The organism is Pseudomonas sp. PDM09 (assembly GCF_014852305.1).
Taxonomy (GTDB): domain Bacteria; phylum Pseudomonadota; class Gammaproteobacteria; order Pseudomonadales; family Pseudomonadaceae; genus Aquipseudomonas.
Genome location: NZ_JACVBI010000001.1, coordinates 778396 through 791617, shown reverse-complemented (window position 1 = coordinate 791617; position 13222 = coordinate 778396). Strand labels below are relative to the sequence as shown.

General features: G+C 61.2%; 12 protein-coding genes. 8 read left to right on the top strand and 4 right to left on the bottom strand.

Going from position 1 to position 13222, the window contains the following annotated elements:
- Positions 1-20 precede the first annotated feature (20 nt).
- The 8 genes from IB250_RS03515 to IB250_RS03480 all read left to right on the top strand — a co-directional run bounded on the left by IB250_RS03515 (position 21) and on the right by IB250_RS03480 (position 9031).
- The gene (locus IB250_RS03515) at positions 21-845 is read left to right on the top strand and encodes an ABC transporter substrate-binding protein (RefSeq protein WP_007900204.1); all 825 of its coding nucleotides are present in this window, start codon (positions 21-23) and stop codon (positions 843-845) included.
- Between the two features lie 269 nt (positions 846-1114).
- Entirely contained in the window at positions 1115-1963 is an 849-nt protein-coding gene (locus IB250_RS03510) for a polysaccharide deacetylase family protein (protein ID WP_063343602.1), read from the top strand.
- Entirely contained in the window at positions 1956-2843 is an 888-nt protein-coding gene (locus IB250_RS03505; protein WP_192342992.1) for a polysaccharide deacetylase family protein, read from the top strand. Before IB250_RS03510 ends, IB250_RS03505 begins: the two co-directional genes overlap by 8 nt.
- Positions 2840-4246, top strand: a complete 1407-nt coding sequence (locus tag IB250_RS03500) for an MmgE/PrpD family protein (protein WP_192342991.1) — start codon at positions 2840-2842, stop codon at positions 4244-4246. The genes IB250_RS03505 and IB250_RS03500 overlap by 4 nt, the downstream gene beginning before the upstream one ends.
- 179 nt (positions 4247-4425) lie before the next feature.
- Positions 4426-5604, top strand: a complete 1179-nt coding sequence (locus IB250_RS03495) for an MFS transporter (RefSeq protein ID WP_192342990.1) — start codon at positions 4426-4428, stop codon at positions 5602-5604.
- 158 nt (positions 5605-5762) lie between these two features.
- On the top strand, positions 5763-6458 hold the full coding sequence (locus tag IB250_RS03490; RefSeq protein ID WP_192342989.1) for an HPP family protein: 696 nt from the start codon (positions 5763-5765) through the stop codon (positions 6456-6458).
- A 311-nt stretch (positions 6459-6769) separates the two neighbouring features.
- On the top strand, positions 6770-7876 hold the full coding sequence (locus IB250_RS03485) for an enoyl-CoA hydratase/isomerase family protein (protein WP_192342988.1): 1107 nt from the start codon (positions 6770-6772) through the stop codon (positions 7874-7876).
- Between the two features lie 3 nt (positions 7877-7879).
- Complete coding sequence (locus IB250_RS03480) at positions 7880-9031, top strand: acyl-CoA dehydrogenase family protein (RefSeq protein WP_063343595.1); 1152 nt, start codon at positions 7880-7882, stop codon at positions 9029-9031.
- Positions 9032-9167: 136 nt separating this feature from the next.
- Here the strand turns inward: IB250_RS03480 and IB250_RS03475 are convergent, their stop codons facing one another.
- The 4 genes from IB250_RS03475 to IB250_RS03460 form a co-directional block, all read right to left on the bottom strand.
- Positions 9168-9941, bottom strand: coding sequence for an enoyl-CoA hydratase (locus tag IB250_RS03475; protein ID WP_192342987.1), 774 nt, complete (start codon positions 9939-9941; stop codon positions 9168-9170).
- A gap of 14 nt (positions 9942-9955) precedes the next feature.
- Complete coding sequence (locus IB250_RS03470) at positions 9956-11083, bottom strand: acyl-CoA dehydrogenase (protein WP_095634009.1); 1128 nt, start codon at positions 11081-11083, stop codon at positions 9956-9958.
- A 163-nt stretch (positions 11084-11246) separates the two neighbouring features.
- On the bottom strand, positions 11247-12440 hold the full coding sequence (locus IB250_RS03465; RefSeq protein WP_192342986.1) for an acetyl-CoA C-acyltransferase: 1194 nt from the start codon (positions 12438-12440) through the stop codon (positions 11247-11249).
- A 12-nt stretch (positions 12441-12452) separates the two neighbouring features.
- Entirely contained in the window at positions 12453-13214 is a 762-nt protein-coding gene (locus IB250_RS03460; protein ID WP_192342985.1) for an SDR family NAD(P)-dependent oxidoreductase, read from the bottom strand.
- Between the last annotated feature and the right edge of the window lie 8 nt (positions 13215-13222).

Sequence of the window (13222 nt, the reverse complement as noted above, 5' to 3'; positions counted from 1 at the left end):
ACACTCATAAGAGAACGACCATGAAGAACATAGTTATCCCAGCAGTACTCGCAGGCGTTATGGCTTCCAGCTTCACCTGGGCCGCCGAACTACCGGCCAGCATCAAGGACAAGGGCGAGGTCGTGGTAGCGATCATGCCGAACTACCCGCCGATGGATTTCAAGGACCCGGCCACCAATACCCTCACCGGCCTCGACGTTGACCTGGGCAACGCCTTGGCCGAGCGGCTGGGCGTGAAGATCAAATGGCAGGAAACCGGCTTCGAACAAATGATCAACGCGCTGACCACCGACCGTGTCGACATGGTGATGTCGGGCATGACCGACACCGCTGAGCGTCAGGCCAGCGTGACCTTCGTCGACTACTTCACCAGCGGCCCGCAGTTCTACACCTTGCAGAAAAACAAGGACACGAACGAGATCATCGACCTGTGCGGCAAGAAAGTCGGCACCAGCCGCCGCACCACCTTCCCGGCGGAAATCGCCGAGTGGAGCAAGGCCAACTGCGAAGCCGCCGGCAAGCCTGCGATCAACGTGATCGGCACCGAAGGCTCGGCCGACGCCCGCGCGCAACTGCGTCAAAGCCGTATCGACGCAGCCATGCAGGGCAGCGAAACCCTGCCGTACCTCAAGACCCAGGAAAAGGACATGTACAAAACCGTGGGCCTGCCAATTTCCAAGCAGTTCACCGGTCTGGGCGTGAGCAAGAAAAAGCCTGAGCTGAGTGAAGCGGTGAAAGTGGCGATGCAGAGCATGGTCGATGACGGCAGTTACCAGGCGATCCTGAAGAAGTGGGACCTGGAACTGGGCGCGATCAAGACCGTGACCATTAACGCCGGCAAGTAATGCTTGCCCTGTAGGAGCGAGCCTGCTCGCGATAGCGGTCTGTCAGATGACATAGATGTTGAATGTGCCGGCCCCATCGCGAGCAGGCTCGCTCCCACACTAAATCCGGGTCGATCACAATTTTGTGACCAACCGGAAAACCTGTGGGAGCGGGCTTGCTCGCGAAGAGGCCCTGTCAGCCAGCATTGATGTTGACTGACACACCGCCTTCGCGAGCAAGCCCGCTCCCACAGGGTTCGGCGTTTATTTTTAGATAGTTGGAGCACCACATGTCCTCCTCACCCCAACCGACCTGGCCGGACCAGCACACAGCCTGCCTCGCCCTGGCCTTCGACCTCGATGGCCCGACCGGCGATGCGATGCTCAACGGCTCGATTTGGCGCAAGCCCGAGTATTTCGGTTTCGGTGGTTATGGCCCCTATCGGGCTCTGCCGCGGATTCTCGATTTGCTGGATGAGTTCCGGATCCCGACCACGTTTTTCGTCCCGGCCTGGGTCGTGGAGAACTGGCCGAAACAGTGCCAGGCAATCGTCGAGCGCGGGCATGAGGTGGCTTACCACGGTTACAAACATGAATCCTTTTACGCCCTGACGCTGGACCAGCAAAAGGACGTGATGCACAAATCCCGCGAGGTGTTCTGGAAGCATCTGAACATCCGCGCCGAAGGTTTCCGCACACCATCCGGCGACTGGCGGGCCGAAACACCGGCCATGCTGGTGGAAGCCGGCGTGACTTATTCCAGCAGCATGCGCGGCGATGATCGGCCGTACCTGGTCAACGTGCCGGGCTTCGATACGCCACTGGTGGAAATCCCCGGCCGCTGGGAAATGGACGACTATGCCTCCCTCGCCTACACCCGCGCGCCGGACTTTCCATCGGGGTTGGACCGTACCGCCAGCTACGCGCTGACCCTCGACAACTGGTGCCGCGAGTTCGACGGCGCCATGGACGAAGGGTTGTGCCTGACCACCCTGTTCCACCCCAAGATTACCGGCAAGCCGGGGCGCATCCTGCTTCTGGAAAAGCTCTTCGAACACATGCGCCAACGCGACGACGTCTGGTTCGCCACCTGCCGCGACGTCGCCCACTGGTGGCTGAAGGAGCATCACCATGGCTGATTCCACTGTCTGGCCAAACGGCTATCGCTGCGCCGTGGTGCTGACCGTCGATTACAACGACATCCACGGCATCCTCACCCAGGCGCCGGAAGTCGCCGGGCGCGACAAGACTTTATCGGTGTGGCGCTACGGCACCCAACGCGGTGTCGAGCGTTTGCTCAGGCTTTTCGAAGAACGGGGCGTTTCCAGCAGTTGGTGCATCCCCGGCATCGTCGCCGAAGAAAACCCGCAGCACATCCGAGCGATCCAGGCTGGCGGGCATGAGATTGCCTGCGCCGGGTATCGCCATCAGAACTACGACAACCTGACGCTGGCCGAGCAAAGCGCCGAGGTCGCCAAGGGTTGCGCGGCCTTGAGCGCGCTGACCGGTCAGCGTCCGACAGGCTTTCGTATTCCGGCCGGCAACGGTGCGGCCGGCTTCATTGAAGCGTTAAGGGAGCATGGCATCCGCTGGGACTCGTCATGGCGCGGCGATGATTTGCCCTTCGCTCACCCGACGGCACCCGAAGTGATCGAGCTGCCGTTGCACTACGAACTGGAAGATGAGCCCTACTTCGCCTTCAACCTCAGCCCGGCGGTGCCGCCCGCGCAATCGAGGATCGCTTCCTACAGCCATACCCTGGGCAACCTGCAAATGGACTTCGCCGGGTTTCACCGCTTCGGGCTGTGTTACGTGCTGCGGTTGCACCCGGAAATCATCGCCACGCCCGGGCGGATCGGCGTGTTGCGCCAATTGCTACAAAGCATTCAACAGCACGATGACGTGTGGATCGCCACCGGTGCCGAGGTCGCTCAATGGTGGGCTGAATCGGCAGCGCCCGTGGCCGAGGATCATCCGGCGACCGTGTACGAACGTCATTACCGGGATTACGGCGTATGAAAGATCAACAAATCTCAGCCTTCGGTAGCGCCTACGATGGAGTCGTGCGAATGGAGCGGTTGGCACAGTTCTGCGTCGATACTCGCTTCGAAGATTTACCTCCCGCGTTGGTTGCGCAAGCCAGGCGACACATCCTCGACACCTTCGGCGTGACCCTGGCCGGGGCTGGCAGTGATGTGGCGAAGCAGGCACGTCAGGTTTTCGAGGGTGAGGCCGGCAGCACGTTGGTCTGGGGCACCGGTCAGCGGGTCGGCGCGGCACAGGCCGCCATGCTCAATGGCATCGCCGCGCATGCCCTGGAGCTGGACGACACCGGCGGTTGCGACCATTCCGGCGCGGTGGTGCTGCCGGCGGTGATGGCTGCGCTCTCGATGTCGGAGCTATCGGTTTCTGAAGCGTCAGTAAACGGCCGCGAGTTGATCACCGCCGTGGTGATCGGCTACGACCTCAGCCGTCGGGTACTCGAAGCCTGCGGCAGTTATTCGGCCCACAACGGTGCCGGTTGGCACTCCACGGCGACGTGCGGGGTCTTTGGCGCAGCGGCGGCCAGTGCCCGGATTCTGGGTCTGGATGCGCAGCAAACCCTTGCGGCGCTGGGCATCGCCGGCAGCTTCAGCGGCGGTCTTTGGGCCTTCATTCATGACGGCTCGCAAAGCAAAAAACTCCACAGCGGTCGCGCCGCCGAAGGTGGTTTGTTGGCGGCACGGTTTGCTCAACAAGGCATCACCGGGCCGACAAAATTGTTCGATGATGTCTGGGGCGGTTTTCTCAAGACCCTCGCGGCGGATACCGCCGTGCCCGAGGCGCTGGATGCCGAACTGGGCCACGTGTGGAAACTCGCCCGCTGCTCGATCAAACCCTATGCGGCATGCCGGGGCACGCATTCGGCGATCGATGCATTGGGCCTGTTGCTGGATCAATTGCAGGTCAGCGCGGATCAGGTCGAAAGCGTTCAGGTTTCGTTGTGCGGATTCCTTCAGGACATGTGTGGCGGTCAGGACATCAATACCCTGCCGGCTGCGCAAATGAGCCTGCGTTATGCCCTCGCCGCCCGGCTGGTCCATGGGCATTGCCGGTTGGAAGCCTACGACGACGAACAGCGCCACCACCCGCGAATTGCTTATTGGATGTCGCGCATTCACCTTGAAGTCGACCCGCTACTGTCGGAGGATGGCGAGCCTGTGGTCAGCCTGCAGACCGTGGACGGTCGGCAGGCGAGTTTGTGTGTTGAGGTACCGTTGGGTGCGCCGGGCAATCCGCTGAGTGATGAGGCGCTGGAGGAGAAGTTCTTCAGTCTGGCGGGCCGGGTTATGCCGCGACAGCGGGTGCAAGGATTGATTGAGCAGTTGTGGCGGCTGGAAGAGCTGGAATCGGTTCGGGCGCTTGATCGGTGGCTGAGTTGAATAGTGTGTTGCCTGGTCCGGCCTCTTCGCGAGCAAGCCCGCTCCCACAGTTGATCGGGTTGATCACAAATTTTGTGATCGGCACAGTTTTAATGTGGGAGCGGGCTTGCTCGCGAATGGCAGCGACTCGATATCCCGGCGAACACTACGAAATCTAAAATAAGGACATTTGCCCCACCGTGGCCACTTACTCCCTCGTTATCCGCCGCTTGATGATCGTTTCGCTGACCATCGTCATCAGCCGCGCCATCACCAGCCCGTTGCTCACCCTGTTTCTGAGCAACAAACTCGGCCTCAACCAACAGGACGTCGGCCTGTTGCTGGGCATCGCGGTGTTTATCGCCACCCTGCTCGCGCTTTACGGCGGTTACATCATCGACCGCCTCGAAAAACGTCGGCTGCTGATTCTGACCATGCTCTCCAGCGCCATCGGTTTCGTGCTGCTGACCTTCGCCGAAAACCTCTACCTGACCACCGCCACCCTGGTGATCACCGAAACTGCCTCGGCGCTGTTCCTGATCGGGTCCAAGGCGATCCTCAGCGAAAACCTGCCCGTGGGCCAGCGCGCCAAGGCTTTTTCGCTGCGCTACACCCTGACCAATATCGGCTACGCCACCGGCCCGATGCTCGGCGTGGTGATCGCCGGGGTGCAGCCGCTGGCGCCGTTCCTGATCGCCGGCGGCATCGCATTCTTCAGTATTTTCCTGATGAGCGGGATTCCCAAAGACCCGGCCCAGACACCCGCCATCGGCCAGCCCCAGAGTTTCCTCAAAACCCTGATCACCCTGAAGAACGACCGCACGCTGATCATGTTCACTTGCGGCTGCCTGCTCAGCACCGTGGTGCACGGTCGTTTCACCCTGTATCTGTCGCAATACCTGCTGGTCACCCAAGACACCAAACGCGCCCTGGAAACCATGGCCGCCCTGCTCGCCTGCAACGCCATCAGCGTGATCCTGCTGCAATACCAGATCGGCCGGTTCCTCAAACGCGAACAACTGCGTTACTGGATTGCTGGCGGCACCAGCCTGTTCATCCTCGGGTTGATTGGTTTCAGCCTGGCTGACAGCCTGGTGAGCTGGTGCGTGGCGATGTTCATCTTCACGCTTGGCGAAATGATCATTTACCCGGCCGAATTTCTGTTCGTCGACACCCTGGCCCCGGAAGAGCTGCGTGGCAGCTACTACGGCGCACAGAATCTCGCGGCCCTCGGTGGGGCGCTGAGCCCGGTGATCTGTGGCTATCTGCTGCTGCACACGCCCGCGCCCACCATGTTTTATGCACTGAGTGCGTTGACGGCGATGGGCGGTTTGCTGTGCTTCATGAGCGGTCGGCGCGTGGCAATACTGCAAAAATAATGCACTGAAACAGCATTAATATGAATTTGTCAGCATAAGGAATGATCGGCACACTGTGCGGCGTTCCTCCCCCAATAGTTGGAACTACTTCAAGGGCTTTCTGGGTATCCCAGCTAAGCCTTTTTTTTGCCTGGATTTTTATACGGACCGTTTGCCTCATGTTCGCTCGCTGGTTACCTGCCGCCATCAATACCCGCCCTTCAGAATGGAGCCGCGCCGCCATCGGCATGTCACTGGGCACGATGTTCAGCGTCTGGCTCTGCAGCCAAGTGTTCGGCATGGACGTGGCGCTGCATCTGATCGGGCCACTGGGCGCCTCGGCGGTGCTGTTGTTCGCTGTGTCCTCGGGCGCGCTTGCCCAGCCGTGGTCGATTCTTGGCGGTTACCTTTGCGCGGGAGTGGTCTCGCTGCTGGTCGCTCATGTGCTCGGACGCACCCTCGGCAGCGCTTGCCTGGCGGCGGGCATGGCACTGATTCTGATGTGCTGGCTGCGTTGCTTGCACCCACCGGCTGGTGCCTTGGCGTTGCTTATGGTGGTGGCAGACCCGGCGACCATCGCCCTGGGGTGGAAAGCCCTCGGCCCGGTGATGCTCAGTGGCTCGACGATGCTGCTCAGCGCATTGGCGTACAACAATCTGACGCGCATTCGTTACCCAAAACGTCCCTCTGAACCGGCACCGATGATGCCCGTTCCCGACAGCCAGGCGATCACTGCCGCGGATCTGAAACTGGCCCTCGCCGACATGGAGGCCTTCTACGACGTCACCCCTGAAGACCTCGAGCAGTTGATCCATGCCAGCGAGTTGCATGCCAGGCGCCGTAGCATCGGTGAAGTGCTGAGCAGCAGAACCTGAGTTTATCAATGGCAGCAGCAGGTTTTGTGGCGAGGGAGCTTGCTCCCGCTGGGCTGCGAAGCAGCCCCTTCACAGAGCCTGCGACTGCTACGCAGTCGAACGCGAGCAAGCTCCCTCGCCACAAGTTCGAGCTTGATTCAAAACGGTGTCAGGCTGCCAAAGGTTGCGATCCTCTGATGTTGCCCTAAGGTAAAAATGCAAACAGCACCTGCACGTATCCCGGTTGTACATCACAAATTTGCACTGATACGATCCAGCATCGCTCGCGCGCGAGCTTCTCTAGAAAGAACAATAAAAGCAGGGAGTTAGTGATGACTGCTCAGGTTTCATCCCCGACAACACAGCCCATGGATGCCACGCAAAACGAAGTGTTGGCCGAGGTTCGCAATCACATCGGTCACCTGACCCTCAATCGCCCCGCCGGCCTCAACGCCATTACCCTGGACATGGTTCGCAGCCTGCAACAGCAACTCGACGCATGGGCCGCAGATCCGCAGGTGCACGCGGTGGTGTTGCGCGGCACTGGTGAGAAAGCTTTCTGTGCCGGCGGCGATATTCGCTCGCTGTACGACAGTTTCAAAAGCGGCGATACCCTGCACGAAGACTTCTTCGTCGAGGAATACGCCCTCGACCTCGCCATCCATCACTATCGCAAACCGGTCCTGGCCTTGATGGACGGCTTTGTGCTGGGCGGTGGCATGGGGCTGGTGCAAGGCGCCGATTTGCGGGTGGTCACCGAGCGCAGCCGTCTGGCGATGCCGGAAGTGGCTATCGGTTATTTCCCGGACGTTGGCGGCAGTTACTTCCTGCCGCGCATCCCCGGTGAGCTGGGCATTTATCTCGGGGTCAGCGGCGTGCAGATTCGTGCCGCCGATGCGCTCTATTGCGGCCTGGCCGACTGGTACCTGGAAAGCGCCAGCCTGGGCGCGCTGGACGAGCAACTCGATCACCTCCAATGGCACGAAACTCCGTTGAAGGACCTTCAAGGTCTGCTGGCGAAACTCGCCGTGCAACAACTTCCGGCGGCACCATTAGCGGCATTGCGGCCGGCCATCGATCACTTCTTCGCCCTGCCCGATGTGCCGAGTATGGTGGAACAACTGCGTGAAGTGACCGTCGCCGACAGCCACGAGTGGGCCACGGCCACCGCCGACCTGCTGGAAAGCCGTTCACCGCTGGCCATGGGCGTGACCCTGGAAATGCTGCGGCGCGGTCGGCACCTGAGCCTGGAACAGTGCTTCGCCCTCGAACTGCACCTGGATCGCCAGTGGTTCGAACGCGGCGACCTGATCGAAGGCGTGCGCGCCTTGCTGATCGACAAAGACAAGAACCCGCGCTGGAATCCGCCGACTCTGCAGGCACTGGACGCCGGGCACGTGGCGAGTTTTTTCACCGGGTTCGACCACAGCGGGAGCTGAGCCATGCACGATATCGAATTGAGCGAAGAGCAAGTGATGATCCGCGACATGGCCCGGGATTTTGCCCGCGGCGAAATCGCGCCCCATGCACAAGCCTGGGAAAAGGCCGGCTGGATCGATGACGGTCTGGTGGCGAAGATGGGTGAACTGGGTCTGCTGGGCATGGTGGTGCCCGAGGAATGGGGCGGCACTTATGTCGACTACGTCGCCTACGCCTTGGCGGTGGAAGAGATTTCCGCCGGTGACGGCGCCACCGGTGCGCTGATGAGCATCCACAACTCCGTGGGCTGCGGGCCGGTGCTCAACTACGGTACCGAAGAACAGAAACAGCAATGGTTGCCGGACCTCGCCAGCGGCCAGGCTATCGGTTGCTTCTGCCTCACCGAACCCCAGGCCGGTTCCGAAGCGCATAACCTGCGCACCCGCGCCGAACTGCGCGACGGCCAGTGGGTGATCAATGGCGCCAAGCAATTCGTCAGCAACGGCAAACGGGCGAAACTGGCGATCGTGTTTGCCGTGACCGATCCGGAGCTGGGCAAGCGCGGCATCTCGGCGTTCCTGGTGCCGACCGAAACCGCGGGTTTCATCGTCGACCGCAGTGAACACAAGATGGGCATCCGCGCTTCCGACACCTGCGCCGTGACCCTGAACAATTGCACCGTTCCCGAGGCCAACCTGCTGGGCGAACGCGGCAAAGGCTTGGCCATCGCCCTCTCCAACCTCGAAGGCGGCCGCATCGGCATCGCCGCGCAAGCCTTGGGCATCGCCCGGGCAGCGTTCGAAGCAGCGCTGGCTTACGCGCGGGATCGGGTGCAGTTCGACAAGCCGATCATCGAGCACCAAAGCATCGCCAATATGCTGGCCGACATGCACACCCGACTGAACGCCGCACGCTTGCTGATCCTGCACGCCGCACGGTTGCGCAGTGCCGGCAAGCCGTGTCTGTCGGAGGCTTCACAGGCCAAGCTGTTTGCCTCGGAAATGGCCGAGAAGGTCTGCTCGTCGGCGATACAGATTCATGGCGGGTATGGGTATCTGGAAGATTACCCGGTGGAGCGTTACTACCGGGATGCGCGGATCACGCAGATTTATGAAGGGTCGAGCGAGATACAGCGGATGGTGATTGCCCGGGAGCTCAAGCACTACCTGGTCTAGAGAGTCGCCGCAGACATGATCGTTCCCACGCTCCGCGTGGGAATGCAGCCCGGGACGCTCCGCGTCCCATCAAAAGCCGAACGCGGAGCGTCCGTTGAGGCATTCCCACGCAGAGCGTGGGAACGATCAGTGTGGGTTACTTGCCGACGAACTCCGCCTCACGCTTGGCAATAAACGCCGCCATCCCTTCCTTCTGATCCTGCGTCGCAAATGCCGCATGGAACACCCGACGCTCAAAACGCACGCCTTCCGACAGGCTGACTTCAAAGGCGCGGTTGACGCTTTCCTTGACCATCATCGCAATCGGCAGCGATTTCTTGGCAATCAGTGCCGCGACTTTCAGCGCTTCTTCCAGCAACTCATCAGCCGGAACAATCCGCGCAACAATGCCGCAACGCTCCGCTTCCACCGCATCGATCAAACGCCCGCTCAGGCACATTTCCATGGCCTTGGCCTTGCCCACCGCGCGAGTCAGGCGCTGGGTGCCGCCCATGCCCGGCAACACACCGAGGTTGATTTCCGGCTGACCGAATTTGGCGTTGTCGCCCGCCAGAATGAAGTCGCACATCAACGCCAGTTCACAACCACCGCCCAAGGCGAAACCGTTGACCGCGGCGATGATCGGCTTGCGGCGGTTGGCCACGCGATCGCTGTCGCTGAACAGGTCATCGAGGTAGATCTGCGGATACGTCAGCTCGGCCATTTCCTTGATGTCGGCACCGGCGGCGAAGGCTTTTTTCGAGCCGGTCAGCACGATGCAACCAATGTTCGAATCGGCTTCCAGGCCATCGAGGGCGTGGTTCAATTCGCTGACAATTTGTGCATTCAACGCGTTCAAGGCTTGCGGACGGTTGAGGGTGATCAGGCCGACGCGGCCGTGGGTTTCCAGCAAAATTGTTTCGTAGTTCATCGGTGGATTCCTTCTCAAAGATTGCGCGAAATGACCATGCGCTGAATATCGCTGGTGCCTTCGTAGATCTGGCACACCCGCACGTCGCGGTAGATCCGCTCCAGCGGGAAGTCGTTCAGGTAACCGTAACCGCCAAGGGTTTGCAACGCTGAGGAGCAAACCTTCTCGGCCATTTCTGAAGCGAACAGCTTGGCCATGGACGCTTCGACCAGCGCCGGTTTACCGCTGTCGCGCAATGCCGCCGCGTAATGCACCATCTGCCGGGCCACGGCGATCTGGGTCGCCATGTCCGCCAGCCGGAACGCCACTGCCTGATGTTCGATGATCGGCTTGCCGAAGCTCTCGCGTTCACGAGCGTAGTCGCGGGCTGCTTCGAACGCGGCGCGGGCCATGCCCACCGATTGCGAGGCGATGCCGACACGGCCGCCTTCGAGGTTGGCCAGGGCGATCTTGTAGCCTTCGCCCTCCTCGCCCAGTCGATTGGCCACCGGGACTTTCACATCCTCGAAGAGGATCTGGCAGGTGTCGGAGGCATGCTGACCGAGTTTGTCTTCGACTCGCGCGACTTTATAACCCGGCGAATCGGTCGGCACGATCAGCGCTGTGATCCCACGCTTGCCGGCACTCGGATCAGTCACCGCAAACACGATCACCACCCCGGCGTTCTGCCCGGAGGTGATGAACTGCTTGCAGCCGTTGAGCACGTAGTGATCGCCGTCGAGCCGGGCGCGGGTTTTCAGGCTGCTGGCGTCGGAGCCGGCTTGCGGTTCGGTCAGGGCAAACGCACCGAGCATCGCGCCGCTGGCCAGCGGCTTGAGGAAGCGTTCTTTCTGCTCGTCGTTGCCGAACTTGAGGATCGGCACGCAACCCACCGAGTTGTGCACGCTCATGATGGTCGAGCAGGCGCCATCGCCCGCAGCAATTTCTTCCAGCGCCATGGCGTAGGCCAGGTAACCGGTGTCACAACCACCCCACTGCTCCGGCACCAGCATGCCGAAAAAGCCAAGGTCGGCCATCTCGCCGATGGCTTCCTTGGGGAAGCGATGTTCGCGGTCCCATTCGGCGGCGAACGGTTTCAGCCGTTCCTGGGCAAACTGCCGGGCCGCGTCGCTGATCTGAAGTTGTTCGTCATTGGGAATCATGCCAAGTCCTTAAAAATGAGCCTAACGCACAAAATGCCTGGTTGAAACGCTGAACCTGTGGGAGCGGGCTTGCTCGCGAAAGCGGTGTGTCATTCAACATTGATGTCGATTGACCCGGCCTCTTCGCGAGCAAGCCCGCTCCCACAATGGGATAGCGTCAGTTTCAGTACAGGCATTCCACAGCCATGGCCGTGGCTTCGCCGCCGCCGATGCAGATCGCTGCAACGCCGCGTTTCAGACCTTTCTGGCGCAAGGCCGAGAGCAAGGTCACGAGGATCCGCGCGCCGGACGCACCGATCGGGTGGCCCAGGGCGCAAGCACCGCCGTGAACGTTGATCTTCTCGTGGGGGATTTCCAGTTTGGTCATGGTCACCAGACTCACCACCGCGAACGCTTCGTTGACTTCGAACAACTCGACTTCGTCCAGGGACCAGCCGGTTTTCTTCATCAGCTTCTTGATCGCGCCCACCGGTGCCACCGGGAACAGCCCCGGCGTGTCGGCAAATGCAGCGTGACCATGAATCACCGCCAGCGGTTTCAGGCCTTGCTTTTCTGCTTCGGAACGGCGCATCAACACCAGTGCCGCCGCGCCGTCGGAGATCGAACTGGAGTTCGCCGCAGTCACGGTGCCACCGTCACGGAACGCCGGTTTCAGCGAGGCGATCTTGTCCAGTTTGGCTTTCGGCGGCTGTTCGTCATGGCTGATCAGCACCTGCTCTTTGCCGACGGTCACGGTGAGCGGCACGATCTCGGCGTTGAAGCTGCCGTCCTTGATCGCCTGTTGCGCGCGGGTGGTCGAAGCGATGGCAAAGGCGTCCTGAGCTTCACGGGTAAAGCCGTTGGTTTCAGCGCAATCCTCGGCAAAGGTGCCCATCAGGCGGCCCTTGTCGTAGGCATCCTCCAGGCCATCGAGGAACATGTGATCGAGCACCCGGCCATGGCCCATGCGGTAACCACTGCGGGCGCGGTCCAGCAGGAATGGAGCGTTGGACATGCTTTCCATCCCGCCAGCGACTACCACGTCGGCACTGCCGGCGATCAGCATGTCGTGAGCCAGAATCGTGGCTTCCATGCCCGAGCCGCACATCTTGTTCAGTGTCGTGCAACGGGTCGACTTATCCAGCCCGGCGCCCAGTGCCGCTTGCCGCGCCGGGGCCTGGCCGAGGCCGGCGGAGAGCACGCAGCCGAACAGCACTTCTTCTACGGATTCAGGGGCGACACCGGCGCGTTCGACGGCAGCACGAATCGCTGCAGCGCCCAGCTGCGGTGCGGTCAGGCTCTTCAGTTCGCCCTGGAAACCGCCCATCGGGGTGCGGACTGCACTGACAATAACAATCGGATCGTTGGAAAGTGTCATGTCTAATCTTCCTTATTTAGCGGCCATGCGCAAGGCACCGTCGAGACGGATCACCTCGCCGTTGAGCATGCTGTTTTCTATGATATGCCTGACCAGCGCGGCGTACTCGCCCGGCTTGCCCAGACGCGGCGGGAACGGCACGCCAGCGGCCAGAGACTCGCGCACTTCCGGGGTCATGCCGGCCATCATCGGCGTTTCGAAAATGCCCGGGGCGATGGTCATCACGCGGATGCCGAAGCGCGCCAGTTCACGGGCGGCGGGCAAGGTCAGGCTGACGATCGCACCTTTCGAAGCCGAATACGCGGCCTGACCGATCTGGCCGTCGAAGGCCGCGGCCGACGCGGTGTTGATGATCACGCCACGCTCACCGTCTTCGTCAGCTTCGGTTTCGGCAATCGCCGCGGCCGCCAGACGCAGCATGTTGAAGCTGCCGATCAGGTTGACGTTGATCACCTGGCTAAAACTGTCCAGCGCATGAGGACCGTTCTTGCCGAGGATCTTCTCGCCACGGACGATGCCAGCGCAATTGACCAGACCATTGAGGCCGCCAAACGCTTTGACCGTCGCCTGCACCGCCGCTTGCGCCGCCGTTTCATTGCTGATGTCCGCCACCACGCTTTGTGCGCCCAGACGTGCAGCCTGGGCCGCGACGGCTTCGGCGTTCATGTCCACCAGCATCACCTTGGCGCCGGCAGCGATCAGCATTTCAGCGGTGGCGGCACCGAGGCCGGATGCACCGCCGGTGACGAGAAAAACCTTGTTTTCGATCTGCATCATTGTTT